The 19,608-nt window shown below is 39.5% G+C and carries 12 protein-coding genes; 5 read left to right on the forward strand and 7 right to left on the reverse strand.

Features of this window, described 5'->3' with window-relative positions:
- Window positions 1-234 precede the first annotated feature (234 nt).
- Entirely contained in the window at window positions 235-3,081 is a 2,847-nt protein-coding gene (gene secA / locus FHK89_RS09630) for a preprotein translocase subunit SecA (RefSeq protein WP_230659438.1), read from the forward strand.
- A 237-nt stretch (window positions 3,082-3,318) separates the two neighbouring features.
- Window positions 3,319-3,825: a hypothetical protein gene (locus FHK89_RS09635; RefSeq protein ID WP_230659441.1), complete on the forward strand. Its 507-nt coding sequence runs from the start codon at window positions 3,319-3,321 to the stop codon at window positions 3,823-3,825.
- A 99-nt stretch (window positions 3,826-3,924) separates the two neighbouring features.
- On the opposite strand, the gene FHK89_RS09640 is transcribed toward FHK89_RS09635, so the two are convergent.
- The 5 genes from FHK89_RS09640 to FHK89_RS09660 form a co-directional block, all read right to left on the reverse strand.
- Entirely contained in the window at window positions 3,925-4,512 is a 588-nt protein-coding gene (locus FHK89_RS09640; RefSeq protein WP_230659443.1) for a YsnF/AvaK domain-containing protein, read from the reverse strand.
- Window positions 4,513-4,689: 177 nt separating this feature from the next.
- Entirely contained in the window at window positions 4,690-5,538 is an 849-nt protein-coding gene (locus tag FHK89_RS09645) for a DUF2382 domain-containing protein (protein ID WP_230659445.1), read from the reverse strand.
- A 693-nt stretch (window positions 5,539-6,231) separates the two neighbouring features.
- Window positions 6,232-7,413 (reverse strand): thiolase family protein, encoded by a 1,182-nt coding sequence (locus tag FHK89_RS09650; RefSeq protein WP_230659447.1) that lies wholly within the window; start codon window positions 7,411-7,413, stop codon window positions 6,232-6,234.
- Between the two features lie 194 nt (window positions 7,414-7,607).
- Window positions 7,608-8,936, reverse strand: coding sequence for a homoserine dehydrogenase (locus FHK89_RS09655; RefSeq protein ID WP_230659448.1), 1,329 nt, complete (start codon window positions 8,934-8,936; stop codon window positions 7,608-7,610).
- A gap of 187 nt (window positions 8,937-9,123) precedes the next feature.
- Complete coding sequence (locus FHK89_RS09660) at window positions 9,124-9,960, reverse strand: DsbC family protein (protein WP_230659450.1); 837 nt, start codon at window positions 9,958-9,960, stop codon at window positions 9,124-9,126.
- Window positions 9,961-10,261: 301 nt separating this feature from the next.
- Between FHK89_RS09660 and FHK89_RS09665 the strand changes: the two genes are divergently transcribed.
- A complete protein-coding gene (locus tag FHK89_RS09665) occupies window positions 10,262-11,164 on the forward strand; it encodes a DUF808 domain-containing protein (RefSeq protein ID WP_230659452.1) in 903 nt (300 codons plus the stop codon).
- A 155-nt stretch (window positions 11,165-11,319) separates the two neighbouring features.
- Here FHK89_RS09665 and FHK89_RS09670 read toward each other — a convergent pair whose 3' ends face one another.
- Entirely contained in the window at window positions 11,320-15,462 is a 4,143-nt protein-coding gene (locus tag FHK89_RS09670; RefSeq protein WP_230659453.1) for an Rne/Rng family ribonuclease, read from the reverse strand.
- Between the two features lie 1,194 nt (window positions 15,463-16,656).
- Here FHK89_RS09670 and FHK89_RS09675 point away from each other — a divergent pair.
- Together FHK89_RS09675 and FHK89_RS09680 are read left to right on the forward strand one after the other, a co-directional pair.
- A complete protein-coding gene (locus FHK89_RS09675) occupies window positions 16,657-17,715 on the forward strand; it encodes an RluA family pseudouridine synthase (protein ID WP_230659455.1) in 1,059 nt (352 codons plus the stop codon).
- 44 nt (window positions 17,716-17,759) lie between these two features.
- Complete coding sequence (locus FHK89_RS09680; protein WP_329958704.1) at window positions 17,760-18,419, forward strand: HAD family hydrolase; 660 nt, start codon at window positions 17,760-17,762, stop codon at window positions 18,417-18,419.
- A gap of 138 nt (window positions 18,420-18,557) precedes the next feature.
- Here FHK89_RS09680 and yihA read toward each other — a convergent pair whose 3' ends face one another.
- A complete protein-coding gene (gene yihA / locus FHK89_RS09685) occupies window positions 18,558-19,244 on the reverse strand; it encodes a ribosome biogenesis GTP-binding protein YihA/YsxC (protein WP_230659457.1) in 687 nt (228 codons plus the stop codon).
- Between the last annotated feature and the right edge of the window lie 364 nt (window positions 19,245-19,608).

Genomic DNA, 19,608 nt, shown 5'->3' on the forward strand with positions numbered 1-19,608 from the left:
ATTGTTACAAAAAGCTTTTTTTCTAACAGTCAGGGGTACAGATTATTTATTATTATCAATAATTAAATTGCATGATTTATAATCGAAATTTGCCTTATTTTTACCCTTGTATCTATCTAAAACATAACCATATATAATAAGAACAATTTTTTTTGGGGGTAGACAAGATATTAAGGTACTAAAAAAGCCATCTTGAATCTTTGTCACCAATAAATTCCACAGGTTTATAAAATTATGTTATCAAAAATAGTCGGCAGTGTGATTGGGACAAAAAATGATCGTGAGCTAAAACGCATGCGGCAAATTGTCAAAAAAATCAATGCCCAAGAAAGTAATATCCAGCCTTTATCAGATGAGCAGCTACGCGAAAAAACAGTAGAATTTAAGCAGCGTTATGATAAAGGTGAAAGTCTTGATGCGCTGCTGCCAGAAGCTTTTGCAGTATGTCGTGAAGCGTCAAAACGCACTTTGGGTATGCGCCATTTTGATGTGCAGCTTATCGGGGGTATTACCTTACATGAGGGTAGTATCGCTGAAATGCGTACAGGTGAGGGTAAAACGTTGATGGCAACATTGGCAATTTATCTCAATGCGCTTAGTGGTAAAGGGGTTCATGTGGTGACGGTCAATGACTATTTGGCTGCCCGTGATGCAGATTTGAACCGTCCTTTATTTAACTTTTTGGGCTTGACAGTGGGGGTGATTTACTCACAACAGCCACCACAAGAAAAAATTGATGCCTATCAAGCCGATATTACTTATGGTACCAATAATGAATATGGCTTTGATTATTTGCGTGACAACATGGTGTTTAGCCTAAATGAAAAAAAGCAACGTCCACTAAATTATTGCATCATTGATGAAATTGACTCAATTTTGATTGATGAGGCACGTACCCCATTAATTATCTCGGGACAGGCAGAAGATTCTTCTCGTACTTATGCGCTGATTAATACCATTATTCCACGTTTGCAACGCTCCAAAGATGAAGAAGCTAACAAAAATAATGAAGAAGGCGATTTTTGGATTGATGAAAAAAACCGCCAAATTGAAATTAGCGAAAAAGGCTATGAAAAAATTGAGCGTTTCTTGATTGAAGTGGGTGAGCTTGGCGAGAATGAAAGTCTCTATAGTCCTGCTCGATTGCCATTGTTGGCGCATGTTCAAGCAGCGATACGTGCGCATCATATCTTTGTCAAAAATATCCATTATATTGTCGATGAAGGTGAAGTCATTATCGTTGATGAAAACACAGGACGTACCATGCCGGGGCGGCGTTGGTCAGAAGGTTTGCATCAAGCCGTCGAAGCCAAAGAAAATGTTGAGATTCAAGCAGAAAACCAAACACTGGCAACCACCACCTTCCAAAACTATTTCCGCTTGTATGATAAATTATCAGGTATGACGGGTACAGCAGATACTGAAGCGGCAGAGTTTAAGTCAACTTATGATTTAGATGTTGTGGTGATTCCTACCCATAAGCCAATCGCCAGACAAGATTTAGATGATCAGATATTTTTGACCAAGCTGGGTAAGTACAAAGGCATTATTCGTGAGATTAAAGAAATCCAAGCCAAAGGTGCCCCCATTTTGGTGGGTACAGCAACCATTGAGGCGAGTGAAGAGCTGTCATATTTGCTCGATCAAGAAGGCATTAAACACAATGTATTAAATGCTAAACAGCATGAGCGTGAGGCAGAAATTATCTCACAAGCGGGTAGCCCTCGAGCTGTAACCATTGCAACTAACATGGCAGGGCGTGGTACCGATATTATTTTGGGTGGTAACTGGCAGGCACAAATTGTTGATCCTGAAAATGTTGATGCAGAACAAATGCAGAAACTAAAAGAGCAGTGGCAGAAAAGACATGATGAAGTTTTAGCTGCTGGTGGATTGCACATTATTGGCTCAGAGCGTCATGAATCACGTCGTATTGATAATCAGCTACGTGGGCGGGCAGGGCGTCAAGGTGATCCTGGTCAGTCACGTTTCTTTTTATCACTAGAAGATGATTTGATGCGTATCTTTGCTGGTGACCGTGTGGTGAATATGATGCGTGCGATGGGGCTGAAAGAAGATGAAGCCATTGAGCACAAAATGGTCTCTAAGTCGATTGAAAATGCGCAAGGTAAAGTAGAAAGTCGTGATTTTGATGCACGTAAAAATTTGCTTAAATATGATGATGTTGCCAATGATCAGCGTAAAGTAATTTATGCGCAGCGTGATGACTTATTGGCTGAAGCAGATCTAAAAGACACCATAGAAGCGATGCACCGTGAAGTTTATGACATATTGATCAGTCAGTTTGTCATTCCTGGATCTATTGATGATCAATGGAATATTGATGGCTTAGAAGATGAGCTAGAAACCGAATTTAAAGTTTTTATGCCGATTAATGATTGGCTTGATGAAGATCGTCGCTTAGATGAAGAAGGTCTACGTGAAAAGATTATCCAAACTGCATTAGATCGTTATCATGAGCGTCGAGAGCAAATGGGTGAACAGCAGGCAGCTCAGCTTGAGCGTCATTTTATGTTACAAAGTTTGGATCGTCATTGGAAAGAACATTTGACGCAAATGGATCAACTGCGTAAAGGTATTCACTTGCGTGGCTATGCTCAAAAAAATCCTGAGCAAGAGTATAAGCGGGAGTCATTTGAGTTATTTACCATGATGATGGGTGCTATCAAATCTGATACTGTACAAGATTTATCTCGTGTTCATATACCTAGCAAAGAAGAGCTAGAAGCGTTAGCAGAGCAAAGACGATTAGAAGCAGAACAGATGCAGCGGCAAATGCATTTTGAGCACAATGAGATAGATAGTCTCACTGGCGAAGCTCATGAAGACCCTGAAGTTGCTGCGCGTAATCGTGCCAGAGAGCAACAATCTACAGGTCAAGTTCGCATTAATATTAATAATACAGTAGCAACTGACTTGGTAAGTAATAAAAACAATGCCCAATCTGATGCAGATGTAAGCGAAGATGATGCAGCTTATCAAGGCTTGAATATTAGTCGTAACTCTCCTTGTCCTTGTGGCTCTGGATTAAGATATAAGCAATGTCATGGACGGCTGTAATAGTATTGCTAATTTTGATACGCTTGATAAATATAAGATAGATGATTTAACGATTTTAAGTTAGACTTTATCTGAAACCATTACTGATTAACATTGAGTGTTTGGTTATATTAACCACTGATTTTATTAACTTATTAGCTGATTCACTTATTAATATTATGATGGTTAATAAAAATTAAGATATGGTGTTAATAAGATGCAGTGTTAATAAAACTATAGAATTAAAAGGGAGACGGTATGTTTATAAATGATAAAAAAATTGGTGTCACTTGTGTGATGGGCATATTGCTGCTGTCTTTGGGATTGGGTGGCTGTCAAAAACATGATGAGCCTGCCAACTCTATCTCAGATGAGAGTATAGAAGAAGTACAGCCCATGTCGGCAGAGCCTGCTGAAACGGAACAAGCACTGGTGATTGATAGTGAACAAACTCCAGAAGAGGCTTCTGTGGCAGATGGTTTGGCTTCTGAAAATATAGTAGAAGTGAGTTATAATTGTACGCCAGCATTAGCAGTACATGCGACCTATAATAAATTAGAAAATAATGTGGTCTTAGATATTGCCAACAATGGTGTGGTATTGACCACTTCTAATCCTGATGGAAATCCACTGGTGTATACTGATGAACAGGATATCACTCAGTGGCGGGTGACCCAAGGTGCACAAGATGATATGGGACAAGCAGTCCTACGAACTAATGAAGATGATAAAGTTCAGTCTTATGAATGTGGTATCGTATCCTAAACTTAGGATGCTCTAAACTAAAAAAGAGTCAACCAGACGAGGTTGACTCTTTTTTTAAGTAATGATTTGCATTGATTATTAATGATTAACTATCAGCTATCAATCTTGTTTACCATGACTTAAAAATCCCTCTTCTTTGATGTCCAGCTCTTCACGTTTTAACTCAACAGAGATGCTGTCTTTATGAGTATGCGTGGTTTTTTCGATTTCTACTTCTTGCACAATATGTGTTTCTTTGCTAATGATCGCAACTTGGCGTGATAACACAATCTCGATTGGCTCTTCTCCAACTTCAACTCGATGACCATTGATGGTCACACTTGCGGTAGAGTCTAACACAGGTTCTACATGGCGGATAACTTCTTTATCATCATAGTCACCTTGTAGCAGTGATTGAGAATCTACATCTTCATAAGTGGTGGTAACAGTTAGCACTTCTTCAATCAGTTCAATAGGTACATTCACTGTTTTGGTACGAATGTGTTTGGTTGCAATTATTTTGCCTACATCGAGTCTTTCTTTATGTACAACAGCTCGTTCTTCAAGCAGTTCTAATTTTCCAACCTGCTGCTGTTTGACTGGTTTATCAGTAGATTGTGTGGCTATTGAATTAGGAGTTAATTGATCATCTTGTACAGAGGTGTCTTGTACTTTAGTAGATAAAGCATCTTGGTTGGGTGTGTTCATAGCAGTATCCATACATTATTTATGTGGTTGATGTGGTTGATGTGGTTAGCAGATCATATCGTTCTGTCACAATATATTATATTGAATTTAAGAGAAAAATAAAAAAAGCCAGAGAAAGTCTCTGGCTTTTTTGAACTTGAGCCAAGTGACTCAAAGGTAACAGATAACAGTTATGGCTTATAGACCACGGGCAGCACGTACGTCTTCAGCAGTGATGTCATCACGCTCAACGATATTACCTTCACGGTCTACAACATTACCTTCATTGTCAATATCTAGTTCTTCACGTTGGATGGTTTCGTATAGCGTTTCAGTATGACGCTCTACAGTCTTACCAACACTCACTTCTTCAGTTACATAAGTTTCTTTACCAACACGTGCACGTTCTGCTTCTAGCTCAACTTCAACAGAGGCCACACCAGCGTCGTCACCAATACGGCGATCAGTAGGACGATCTACATTAGTACGCTCAATGTGTGCATGCTCTTCTTCAAGCTCTACATCAACTTGACGCTCTTCAGTAACGACATGTTTGCCAACTTTAACAAGACCTGAAACAATACGATCTTTATTAACAGTTAGACGTTCTTCTAACAGTTCAAGCTTGTTTGGTGCTTCATAAGCTGTCTCTGCAATCTCTACACGTTCTTCGGTAGGAACAGTATCTGCAACAAAGGCTTGACGGTCTTTTTCATACTGCTCTTTGTAGCTGTATTGGTAGTCATGGTCATATTGTTCCATGGCTTCAACTTGCGCTTTTGTTAAGCTGTCAAAGAACACATCATCACCAACGATACGAGCCAAACCAGCAGGCACTAATACTTCTTTTGAGCTAAACCAGCCACCCACATCAACGATCAAATAACGGATGCGACCAGTGGTGTCTTCAACCAATGCCCCTTCAATTTTACCAATTTTTTCTTCATTTGCACCGTATGCAGTTTTACCTGTTGGATCATAATAGTCATCACCAATCAGGTCACGGTGAGTGGCTTGGATATCTTTTAAACGAATTAACTGACTCATTATTTTATTCCTTTAATTAAAGTTAATTGGATTTTATTTGCTGTTACTGAGTTTACATCTACTGATTTACTATTGTTACATCTGTTACATCGTTAATTAAGAGAGGATAATTGTTATCCCGATATAATATAGTATCCTCTAAATGTGTCCGTACCATGACTATACTACTGATTCTAGTATAGTATTTGCTGAGGTAGAACCAAAAAAATCATTAATTATAAGGATAACTTGTGCTATGTTCTTCTCTCATCAACTTGAGTGCAAGTATAGCAATTGCTGTTTCTTTGTCGTATAGGTATCAGGTATCATTATGTCAACTGGGCGTAATGAGATGTAAATAGCTGTAATTAAAATAACACGACAAGGCTGATTTGTTACTTAAAGTTACTTTATAACATTATGTAATATAAATAATCGATAGGTTTATATATATAACGCCACTTTCAACTTATAAGACCCCCTCCTAACCTCCCCCTTTTTAAGGGGGAGGAACTGGTTTTTAAGTCCTCCCCTTACTTCAAGGGGAGGGTATGGGAGGGGTCATATATGATTTTATAAAATAAAGTTGAGAGTGGGGTATATATATTTATTTATGCTGAATCAATAAAAAAAAGCCATTCAATTGAATGGCTTTAGATTTACATAATAAACTTAAAGAAGCTTTTGTCTTTAACAGTACAGGTTACGTACGTTTTATACTAGCTCAATGGCAACGGCAACCGCTTCACCACCACCGATACACAGTGAGGCAACCCCTTTTTTGCCACCCGTACGTTTTAGTGAGTTGATAAGGGTGACTAAAATACGGGCACCTGAACAGCCAACAGGGTGTCCTAAAGCACAAGCTCCGCCTTCAATGTTGACTTTATCATGTGGAATATTTAGATCATCCATGGTAGCCATGGTAACCATAGCAAAGGCTTCGTTAATTTCCCAAAGATCAACGTCTTCAACACTCCAGCCAGCTTTGTCTAGTACTTTTTCGATAGAGCCAATAGGGGCAATGGTAAATTCACTAGGATGACGAGAGTTGGTGGCTGTGGCTACAATACGTGCCTGTGCAGTGAGTCCTTTTTCATCAGCGATACTTTGTTTGGTAACAACGACTGCTGCTCCACCATCTGAGATAGAGCTGGCATTGGCAGCAGTGATGGTACCGTCTTTTGCAAATGCAGGGCGTAATTTGGGGATACGCTCAGCGTTGGCATTGCCAGGTTGCTCATCAGTATCGACAGTGACGACGCCTTTGCGAGTTTCAATATCAATGGGTACGATTTCATCTTTAAAATGACCTTCACTGATTGCTGTCAAAGCTCGGTTTAAAGATTCGATAGCAAAATCGTCCATTTGCTCACGGGTATAACCTCTATCATTGGCAACCTCTTGTGCAAATTGACCCATTAGCTTGCCAGTTTCGGCATCTTCTAGACCGTCTAAGAACATGTGATCTTTTACTTCATTATGTCCCATGCGATAGCCAGCACGCGCTTTTGGCAAAATATAGGGCGCATTGGTCATCGACTCCATACCACCTGCGACGATAATATCAGCATTACCTGCTTTGATGGCATCATAAGCCTGCATTACTGCTTTTAGACCTGAGCCACATAGTTTGTTAATGGTCACTGCACCTGTGGCATCTGGTATGCCTGCTTGACGCATGGCTTGTCTGGCTGGGCCTTGTCCAATACCCGCTGTTAAAATACAACCCATAATAACTTCGTCGATGTCATCAGTAGAGACGTTGGCACGTTCTACTGCAGCTTTGATGGCGGTTGCACCAAGCTGGGTAGTTGAGGCATCTGTTAATGCCCCTTGAAAGCCGCCCATAGGAGTACGAGCGCCACCGACAATTACTATTGAATCATTTGACATGGTATATCCTTATAATGAATGGAAGATGAATAAAAGTAATACTATTTCTCATTAAGTTATTAAGTCATTCAGCATTGAGTCCGTATATCTAATCCGTATATTTAAATAGCAAAAGGTGAAGATAACACAGGCTGTATGATGAGAGTATGTACGATATTTATCATTTATTAAATCATACAAGCCTAATCATACTGCTAAGAGGCTAACTCATCAAGTCTAATACGTACCACTTTTGCAGTAATGGCGTCTAAGGCCTCAATTTTTTTGATGGCATCGTTCATTTTGCTTTCAATAACAGGCAAAGTTAGGATAATGACTGGAACTTCTCCTTGTTTATGAGCAGGTTTTTGTAATATGGCATCAATGTTGATACCAAAGTCACTCAAAATACGAGTAACATCTGCCAGTACGCCCAAATTATCTTTTGCTTGTAAGCGCAAATAGTAGCCAGTTTGCATTTGATCTGCAGGTAAAACGGGTGTGTCTGATAATGCTTCAGGTATAAAAGCAAGATGGGGTACATGGTGACCATGATTTTCTACCGTCAATACTCGTATTAAGTCCATGACATCTGCCATGACCGCCGAGGCAGTTGCACCCGCACCCGCACCATCACCATAATATAAGGTTGCACCTAAGGGGTGTGCGTTGACTAAAACTGCATTTTTTACCCCATTCACATTTGCCAAAAGTTTATCTTCAGGTATCAATGTGGGGTGCACACGTAGTTCAATACCATATTCTTTTTGTTGACCATCGTGGTAGCGTCTAGCAGCAATACCAAGATGTTTGATACGATAGCCAAGTTCTTGGGCATAAGTGACGTCTTGTAAAGTAATGTCAGTAATGCCTTCACAGTAGACTTTATCAAATTGTAGAGGAATACCAAAGGCAATGGAAGCAAGTAGGGCAAGTTTATGAGCGGCATCAATGCCTGCAACATCAAAAGTCGGATCAGCTTCGGCATATCCTAAAGCTTGCGCTTCGGTTAATACATCTTCAAAGGTGCGACCTTTATCACGCATTTCTGTCATGATAAAGTTGCCCGTACCATTGATGATACCTGCCAACCAGTCTATTTTGTTGGCTGCTAAGGCTTCACGCATGACTTTAATAATGGGAATACCACCAGCAACGGCTGCTTCATAGGCAACATGGACATGGTATTGTTCTGCCAGTGCAAATATTTCATTACCATGCTCGGCTAATAATGCTTTATTAGCAGTGACGACATGTTTACCATTTTTGATGGCCTCCAAGATGACCTCTTTGGCAACTGTTTGTCCACCAATGACTTCAATAACAATATCAATATTAGGATTGCGTACGATTGCCATTAAATCACTTTCTTGACAAATATTGGGGTCAATGTCATCACGATGTCGTCTAGTACCAACATGGGTAATAGTAATGTCATGTCCACTACGGCGTTTTAGTTCTGCCAAGTTATCATTTAGTAGGTTAAGTACGCCTGTACCTACGGTGCCTAGTCCTAGTACTGCAAGTTTGATTGATTTACTCACATTATCCTCAAGATATTTAATTTATTATGAATGATAGAGCAGTTTATAAGTGGCAGGGTGCCACAAAGACTTTGCTAACTGTTAATATTCAAATATTTCACAATGAAAAATAAACATGTTACTTTGTATTTAGTTGATATATTACAATAAATAGGAAGCAAAGCAATAACCATTGTGATGTTTGCTGTTACTTTATTCCCAAAGCTTCGGCAATCTGCTGGGCAGGAAGATAGCCACCAATTTGCTCACCTGATTGTGTAAATACAGCAGGTGTACCTCTGACCCCCAGACTCAGACCAAGTGCAACTTGGTCTTCGACAGGATTCTCACAGCTAGCAGCAGTCACATTACCACCAGATTTCGCAGTATTCATGGCGGTATTACGATCTTCGCTACACCAAATGGCTTCCATTTTTGGTAGAGTCTCTTGGCTACGTGGCCATGCCAAATAACGTACTTCGATACCCAAGTCATTAATTTGTTTCATTTCACTATGTAGTTTACGGCAGTAGCCACAGTCAGCATCGGTAAAGGCATAGATAACGCCTTTGGTATCACCATTGGCAGGAAATATCACCATATCTTCTTTAGCAACAGTTGCTAGCTTTTGTTGTGCCGCAGTTGATTGTAGTTTGGCGGTGATATCAATGGGTTCTGCTGCACCAATACGTACAATCTGTCCTTGGATAATATGCTGTCCAGTTTTGTCAGTAAAAAATGAGGGCATATTTTCTCCCGACACCCAGTAGATGTCAGGCATATCGGTCGGTGTTGCTGAGAGAATATGGGCATCTATACCAGAGGCAGTGAGATTTTTTTGTACAGCACTAACGACCGTTGCATCAGACTCGACTGCTGAGGTGGTGGTAGCAGTAGTTGATGTGTCGCTTGTCGTGGTTGTGGTTGATTTATCTACATTATGATCAGCATTGGCGGTTTCATTATTGCTGCAACCTAATAAAATGGCAGTTGTTAAAGTAATAAGATAAGCGGCGCGTTGATAAAATTTAGGGGTGTCCAACATGAAGCATTCCTTAAGGATATAAAAAGGATATAAAGTTTTTATAGGTATTGACTCACAGTTTTGAGGAGGCAAAGTCATTTTATATTGGTATGTATGAGAATCATACTTTTGCGCATTAGTGTATCATATAAGCTTAAAAGCAACATACAGCCAATGTATTAAAGTCAGATAAATACAATAAGAAACGTTTATTTGTGTTTAATTTGGTTAAACTGCCGTAATAATTAGAGATAACTAAATTCAATAGTAAAGATGAACTCGTTAATGAGGATAGTCAGTAAGATAAGCTTAAGGAGTTATGATGGCAGGTGCCAGTTTATTAGCATTAATTGATGATATCAGTCTATTACTTGATGATGTGTCGGTGATGACCAAAGTTGCTGCCAAAAAAACCGCGGGGGTATTAGGCGATGATTTGGCACTCAATGCAGAGCAGGTGACAGGAGTAAAGCCTGATCGTGAGCTGCCTGTGGTATGGGCGGTGGCAAAAGGTTCTTTGGTAAATAAGATGATTTTAGTGCCTGCTGCTTTAGTAATCAATGAGCTGGCACCGTGGTTAGTCACGCCCTTATTGATGCTTGGTGGGTTATTTTTATGTTTTGAGGGGGCAGAAAAGGTTATTCATAAGTTTTGGCCACATCTATTAGCACATGATGATGAACACGAAGCAAGACGTGCTGCTAATATTGATGAAAATATTGATTTAGTTGAATATGAAAAGCAAAAAATTAAAGGTGCAATACGGACTGATTTTATTTTATCAGCAGAGATCATTGTGATTACACTAGGAACAACGGTGGGGGCGTCACTATTAAACAGTGCTTTGGTGCTCAGTATTGTTGCTGTTGGTATTACTATTGGTGTGTATGGGTTGGTAGCAGGTATTGTTAAAATTGACGATGTGGGTCTACACTTGCTAAAAAAGCCTGATGCCACAAAACAAAAAATAGGAGAATTTTTACTGTCTGCTGCACCAAAGCTGATGAAATTTTTATCTATTGCTGGCACTTTGGCAATGTTTTTGGTGGGTGGTGGTATTTTAGTACATGGTATTGGTTATTTACATCATACGGTTGAAGATATTGCACACTTAACAGGGGTATTCTCTGGCTTATCTAGTGCATTAATCAATGCGGTTATTGGTTTTGCAGTTGGTGCATTATTATTATTTGTTATTGGTGGAATACAAAAGTTACGAGAGTAGAGCAGAAAGCATTGAGGTTTGTTGAATATTCACCCTAACAGTATTATCTTGAATTGACTATATTTACAATGCATCAATAAAACCGCCCCTATAGCAAGTTACTATAGGGGCGGTTTTATTTAACTAAAAGCCAAAGATAAACTTATAGTCAGATTTTATGATTCTTTGTTATTATCTTCAGCTTCGGTTTCACTTTGATTCGTTTCATCTTGTTGCTCAGACTGAGTGGGTTTTTTATGCTCTGCTTTGGGTTTACGGCTACGTGACTTTGGCACTTTGCTAGCCTTGTTTATGGCTTTAGGTGTAACTTTCGCCGCTGTCAGATTTAATAGCCCCATCTGTGGTAATAATTGCTCTGAGACATTTTCTATCATACTTTTATAGCTTTCCACACTGGTTTTGCTGGCAGCAGCAGTTTTATTGTTGTCGCTTGTATCGCTGCTGTCAATTGCTGCTTGTGGTTCAGTGTTGTCACTGGTAGTAGACTCTGTTGTTGTCTCTAATATCTGCTCACTTTCTTGCTCCACTGAGTTAACTTGTTCTTCTGGGGCTAATGCACTGGCAGGTAGATTGTTATCAGATACTTGTTGTGCAGTAGATTGCTCAGGCTCAATGGTTTCAATGGGCTGTTGTGAAGCTTGCAAAAAAGCAAGTTCAGTTTGTCCCGCCTTCAAGAGATCCTGTCCTTGTTGTCCTAACATACGTACAATAAATTCACCAATACTTTCTCTAAAGCTATGGGTAGAGTGATTAGGTGCTTTATTCTGATTGTGTTGTTGCACATCAGTAGGTTGAGCCTCGTTTTCTGTTATGGTAGAACTTGACTGTAATGAGGTGTCCGTTACAGACATATCATGCACCGTAGTTTGCTCAGATATTTGCTTTGCCTGATAGTCAGGATGCTGACCACGAGGATCATTTTTTGCTCGTTGACTAACAGCAGTTGGCTGGACAGTAGTTTTACCTTGTTTGGTAGCAAACTTTGCAACCGCTGTTGTCATTTTATCGAAGCGACTGAGATAGTCTTCAGCCAATGGCTGATAGCCATAATTACTAAAGCTGCTGCTAAGGCTCATGCCATTTGGGCTATCTTCGCTTTGTAAATGGCTCTGGGTGATATCTGCTGAGCTTTGAGAGGTGACGTTACTACTCATTGCTTGAGATTTCTGCGCTTGATAATGGCTTAATGCTTTAATAAAGCTGACAATCACTCCTTGGCTACTGATGTGTGTGTCAGCATCAGGTAGATGGCTTTGGATAAATTCACCAACATTACCTGTTATGCTGAGCTTTTTAGTATATTCAACATCTGTACTTTCAGCAGTTGCTGTTGTCGTTGTGGTGGCTAAGTTAGATTGCTTGGCACGTACAACTCTAGGGTCATTGCTGGCTTTGCCATATTGTTTTGCCGTGACATAACGGTCAGCAAATAAGGTATCAATATCATAGCTGATACTTTGCGTGTCATCTGCTTCCATCGTCGTAACTGTCGTAACTATTGATGAATCTTCTGTAGCTGATGAGTTAGAGACCTGTTTTGGCTGCGTTTCTGGTTGTTCTTCTTGCGCTGCCATGTTGTTGCTGTGGGTTATGGTGGTATCAGTATCTGTTACTTCGATACTGGTTTTTTCCTGACTAGCAACTTTATCATGAGTTATCTCATTATTGGAGCTGTCGTTAGTATCGTTGATATCACCAGCAACTGTTTTTTCTTCTGTTACTGCTTGCGATTTTACGTCAGTTTTAAAGTCAGATTCTAGCTCAGCTTTGGCGTTATTTTTTGTCTCTTTTGCTGAGTGTTTGACTGGTTCATCATCTAGCGATAAATGTACCACTTCAGGCTCTTTTAATGACAATGGTGATTCACTAATTCGTATGTTAATTTCATTCGGATTAGATGCGCCACTATCTCGTGATGATTTATTATTTTGTGAAGATTTATTTATATGTTTATCTTCTTTTTGTTGCTGATTATCTTGGTTCTTATCCTGACGTTCGGTCAATGTTTCAGAGCGTTCTATACTGCCTCTAGAGTCACGTTTGCTATGAGCACTGCGTTTTGGCAGCTCTTTTTTTGATTGCTCATGGCTTGAATGTGTTTCTTGTTGTGAGCTTTTAGCAACAGCAGTTGTATTTTCTTGCTGTGTTGATTCATCTTTTTGCCCTCGTGATTGGGCACTGTTAGATGATTTGCCTTGTGGTTTACCTTGGCGGTTTTTAGCTTTGCTATTTTTATTGGCATTGTGACGTGAGCGTCGTTGACGTCTATTTTGTTCTTCTTTTGCCTCTTCAGCTTGCTGTGCGGCTAAGGTGTCAGAGTCATTATTGCTGGTTGTTGTGGCTGTCTCTGTGGACGTCGCTTGGGGCTTCTGCGTTGGTGCAACAGCAGTATTAGCAACTTGTCCAAATACGCCCAGACTTTGTGCCCCTGTATTGACAATTGATTCGATGGCTTGTGCCGCTGCTTGGCTACTGATATTTTGTTCAGTTTGTGCTTGTGGTGCAGGGGCAAATAGATTGCTAAGCCAAGCAACAGCAGAATGTTGGGGTTGCGTGTTGGCGGTCGTATTTGTAGGTGTGCCGCTGGTAGCAGTAGGCGTTGATACAGGGGTGCTAGGATTTAAGGCAGATTGGGGTTCACTTGTATGGACAGGCGTTTGCACTGCTGTCTGGTTTTTGTCAGTTGTTGTTTGCTTGTTTGTGCTGCTATGGGGTTGGCGTACAGGCTGCTGCTCAGGACGCTCTGTCTCAGCAGTTTGCCAGTTGACGTCGTAACCAAGTTCACTGGATTCTTGTTGCTGTGTGTCACTGATACGCTCATAACTTGAGGGGGCAAAGCCGTCACGATTAAAATGCAGTTTAAAGTTGGGTGACTCTAAATGAGCATGTGGCAAGATAGTGATACGAGTACCACTGTCTTGCTCTAGATAGACAAGACTATCACGTTTTTCATTTAATAAGAATGCAGCGATATCGGTGGGTACTTCTGCTTGTACTTCGCCTTGGCGTTCTTTTAGCGCAATTTGTTCAATTTGACGCATGATAGAGAGTGACAATGAGCGTAAGTCACGAATCATGCCATTGCCATGACAGCGCGGACAGATATAGCCTGTTGACTCTTCTAATGATGGACGTAGTCGCTGGCGACTCATCTCCATTAAGCCAAATTTTGAAATACCACCAAACTGTACTCTTGCTCGGTCGTATTTAGTGGCATCAATTAGGCGTTTTTCTACATCTCTTTGATGTTTACTATCATTCATGTCAATAAAGTCAATGACAATCAAGCCACCCATATCACGCAATCTGAGCTGGCGAGCAATTTCATCTGCTGCTTCAAGATTGGTGTGATAGGCAGTTTCAGCAACGTCTGAGCCTTTGGTGGATTTGGCAGAGTTAATGTCAATGGATACTAATGCTTCAGTTTGGTCAATGACAATTGAGCCACCTGAAGGCAGGCGAACTTCACGTTGATAGGCAGTTTCGATTTGTTTTTCGATACCAAAGTTGGCAAACATTGGTTCGTAGTCGGTATATTTGCGTAGTTTTTCGATTTGTCTTGGCATCACTGCTTTGACAAAATTAGCCGCTTCGTTGTATGCGTTTTCGTTGTCTATCCAAATTTCACTAATATCATCACGTAGATAGTCACGTACAGCACGTGTGACCACCCCCGCTTCTTGGTGTACAAGACGAGGGGAGGGATATTTTTTGTTTTGTTCTTGGATAGCATTCCAGATGTTGAGTAGGTGGTTTAAATCATGCTGTAGCTCATCTTGAGATTTGCCAATACCCGCAGTACGGATAATGACACTCATACCTTTTGGTAATTCTAAATTGCTGAGCATGCGTTTCATGTCTTCACGCAATTTGCCTGAGATTTGACGAGAAATACCACCACCACGAGGATTGTTAGGCATTAATACCAAATATCGTCCTGCTAATGACACATAGGTTGATAAAGCTGCGCCTTTATTGCCACGTTCTTCTTTTTCAACTTGAACAATCAGCTCATCGCCTTCTTTGATGAGCTTTTTGATGTTTTCGTCACGAGGATTGCCAGTTAGGTATTCATTAGCAATTTCACGGACGGGCAGAAAGCCTTGACGTTGTGAGCCATATTCAACAAACACGGCTTCTAAGGAAGGTTCAACTCGGGTGACATGACCTTTATAGATGTTTGCCTTTTTTTGTTCACGTGTGCGATTTTCTAGATCAAAGTCATAAAGATGGTTGTCTTTACATAAAGCAACTCGTATCTCTTCATTATGGGTGGCGTTGATTAAAATACGTTTCATGGTGTGTCCTATTTATTGATAAACACACGACACAATCAGTATCAGATCTAGGAAATAATTTTTTAGTGAGAGGTCATTAAATAAGATGAGCAAGTATAATGTAAAATATAATTGTGTTTTATGGTTCAGTTATTATCTATATAACATAGATAATGAGTAGCATGTTAAGTGCGTGTCATGATGTTAGAGGGGCTTTATTTAACTGCTAATTACTAGCAGTAATAATAAACTAAACTATAGTAACTAAGATTGTAATAACTAAAAAAGTAATCACTCAATAATAGTAACAAGGTTAAAAAGCAGCAAAGTAAAATGTAAAATGAAGTTAAGTAAAATGAAGTTAAAAACTTAGTAACAGCTTAGTAACAACATTGATTTAAAAATATAATCTGATCTTAGTACCACCATCAAACCTATCATTGATAACGCTTGGAGGTTTTATACTATAAATATCCAAATTTAAACTGATACAGTAATAAACGCAGATAGTGATAAGCATGATAAAAGTTTAAAATTTTGCTATATAGAACTGGTTTATAAGTTTATAGGAAGTTACTAACTTCATTCTTCATTGTCTAACTCATTATTGACTTTGTTGGCTATTTTTCATCATCATTCATGACTTTTATATCAAACACAATATATGTTATGCCTTATGACTTTAAGATAACTGTCTGCAAAGAAGCACTTTTGGTAACATCTAGGCAGTGATGGCGGGGCGTACTTGGCAAACGAATAATAATCAGTTTTCTTGTGAACAAAAGTTGTAAGTTTTTGTCAATAAAGACTCGTTTGACCGCCAATAAGTTAACTTAAATCAAGTTTTAATCATAAGCTCATAAACTTGCTCAACTCTTTAACCACCAACTCAATGGCTTATTTGCTATTGTCTGTTTGCTCGTCTGTCTACAACGACTGATTAGAGTAAAAGTAGTTGTAGGTACTTGTTATAAGCAGTAGAGCAGTTAACTACTGTTGGTCGTGTTTTGAGTTAAGTGTTTTGTATTCTAAAGTAGCATTATAGTTGTAAGCTCAATGCTGACAATAGATTGAAAAAATTAAGTTTTTTGGGCTGATCCTAGAGAGGGCATACGATATAAAGGAAAAACCTTTTAATAACTATTTATCTAACCGCTATGTCTTAGGTCAACGTGTTAAACTATAGCAAATCTTTTGCCAAACACCTAATTAAATATGATAAACACTGTAAACAAACCTCGTACTGCATCAAAAAATCGTCCACAAAGTGCAGATATGGACATTGCGAATTTCAAGCAAGTTAACTATCTAGAAGTCACTCGCAATCAACACGACCAGCGTATTGATAACTTTTTATTGGCACGTCTAAAGGGACTGCCAAAATCACATGTATATAAAATGATACGTTCTGATGAAGTGCGTATTAATAATAAACGTTGCAAAGCACATGATAAGTTAGAACGTGGTGATATTGTTCGTATTGCGCCGATAGCATTAGCCACGCGTGAAAAGCCAATTATTAGCCCTGAATTTGCCCAAAGTTTGATGCAGCGGATAGTTTATGAAGATGATGGCTTGATGGTGATTGATAAACCGTCAGGTATGGCAGTACATGGGGGTAGTGGACTTGATTTTGGCATTATTGAAGCCATGCGTGAGACAACCGGTAAAAAATATCTAGAATTAGTACATCGGATTGATAAAGATACTTCAGGGCTGTTGATGATTGCCAAAAAACGCTCAACACTAAAAAGTTTACAGCAGCATTTGCGTGATAAAACCATTCAAAAATCTTATCTTTGTGTGGTTAAAGGGCAACCCATACTCAATGAGACACTCATTGATGCACCATTGCTACGCTTTACTTTAGCCAGTGGCGAACGTCGTGTGCGAGTCGATGCAAAAGATGAGCAAAGTAAACCAAGCCAAACTGATATTTTGGTTAAGGCTCGCTTTAACTTAGTATCTCAAGTGGACAAAGCAACCCAAAACTCTGGCGTCAGTTTGGTTGAAGCCAGACCTGCCACAGGACGCACACACCAGATTCGGGTACATTTGGCGCATATTGGCTATCCCATATTGGGTGATGATAAATACAATCCACAAGATGACTCAGGAGTCAGACGTTTGTGTTTGCATGCATGGCGTCTACAAATTCCTGATTATCCAATTATTGAAGCACCACTTGCTGATGATATTGCCAGTTTGTTGCCAGCAGAAGTAAGTCAGCAGCTAGCAGTAGAAGCAATCGAAATGGTGAAAGCTAATAAGTAGCTAATAAGTTAATAAATAGATAGAAAGGACAATGAGGCAGCACAGTGACAAAAGATAATTTGGCTAATAAACACTTAATTATTTTTGATTGGGACGGCACATTGATGGACTCTATTGGTCTGATTGTAGAGTCAATGCACATTGCAGGTGAAGCAAATGGCTTTAGTAGTAATGATGCAACAATAAAGGACATCATTGGACTCAGCTTAATCAAAGGCATACAGATACTCTATCCACAGGCAAGTAGTGAGCAGCATCAAGCCATTGTAGATAGTTATGCCAAGTATTACATTGCTAATGCCAGCAAAAGTCCATTTTTTGAGGGCATTGAGCCGATGCTCAAGCAGCTAAAAGCACAAGGCAAGCAGCTTGCAGTTGCCACAGGTAAAAAACGTATTGGCTTGCAGCGAGTATTAGACAGTAGTGGTAGTCAGCACTATTTTGTTGTGACCCGCTGTGCAGATGAGTCTGGCTCAAAGCCAGACCCACAAATGCTCAAGGATATTTTAGCGATGACAGGTTTTGACATTGATGATGCGGTGTTTATCGGTGACAGTATTCATGATTTGCAGATGGCAAATGCTTTAAACATGACCAGCATTGCTGTTAATTATGGTGCAGGTAGTGCAGAGGTGCTTATGCAGCAAAATCCGAGTTATCAAGTCGATAGCCCGCAGCAGTTAGCCGATTTATTGTGTGGGTAATGGCAATTTTACTACTGTGATAAGTCAGAAGGTAATGACTATCCTAACTACTAATGATTGAATAGTTAGGGTCTGCTGAACTTTCACCTCGTTAGGCTAAAGACCTTAGTTAACCTTAGTTATTAGCATCTTTATTCTTTATTGGTCTTCATCATTTTCAGCTTCATTCAGTGCTGTCTTATCAGCAGTGCTTATTTGTAGCCAGTTTCCCATCACTTCTGCCAACTCATCAATGCCTTCTTTACGTAGAGCAGAAAATAGCTGAATGCTACAATTGAGATTAAGTTTTTTCAATCGTTTTTTGGTATTGAGTAAGGCGTTTTTTGCTGCCCCATATTTGAGTTTATCTGCTTTAGTGAGCAAAATGTGGACTGGTAATTGCCCATCTTTTGCCCAATGTAACATTTGTTCATCAAAAAATTTTAGTGGATGGCGAATATCAGTTAACAGGACCAATCCAGATAAACTTTGTCTTGATACTAAATATTCTTCTAACTCAACTTGCCACTCCTTTTTCATCTCTAACGGTACGGCTGCATAACCATAACCAGGCAAATCAACCAAGCGAGTCTGATTATCACCAATGCTAAAAAAATTAATCATCTGTGTGCGTCCTGGTGTTTTTGATGAACGAGCAAGCTGGCGTTGATTGGTTAACGCATTAATGGCAGAGGATTTACCTGCATTAGAGCGACCAGCAAACGCAACTTCTAGCCCTGTATCAGCAGGACATAGCCGAAAAGTGGGGGCAGACAGCGCGAATTCAGTTTGCTGTAGGCGTTGACGTGGCGTCAGCGAAGAAGGTGCGGTGGTTTGCTCAGTCATGATTTGTCTCAGTAAATACTTTTAATGGGTGTTAATGATAAACTTACTTAATTTTTATTTGCTACAATCTTGCTACAATAAAGTGTGAGCATTATAGCAATCTTTGTATACTTTCTTTATTGAATTTCTTTGTCGTGGTGTCATAATATAAGTATATAGCTGTATGTTGTTGGAATTGCTTATGTTTTTATCATTGTATTGATACAAGTAGAAAGTAGAGTAGGTAGAGATAAAAAAACAAGGCAAAGACATCAGTTAAATATATAAATTATCTACAGCTTAACACTAACAGCTTAACATTAAGGTAACGATGATTTGCTATGATGGAATGAGCGGTTAGGAAGATATAAAATAAAATAATGTA

The sequence above is a fragment of the Psychrobacter sp. I-STPA10 genome, assembly GCF_021012795.1.
Lineage (GTDB): Bacteria > Pseudomonadota > Gammaproteobacteria > Pseudomonadales > Moraxellaceae > Psychrobacter.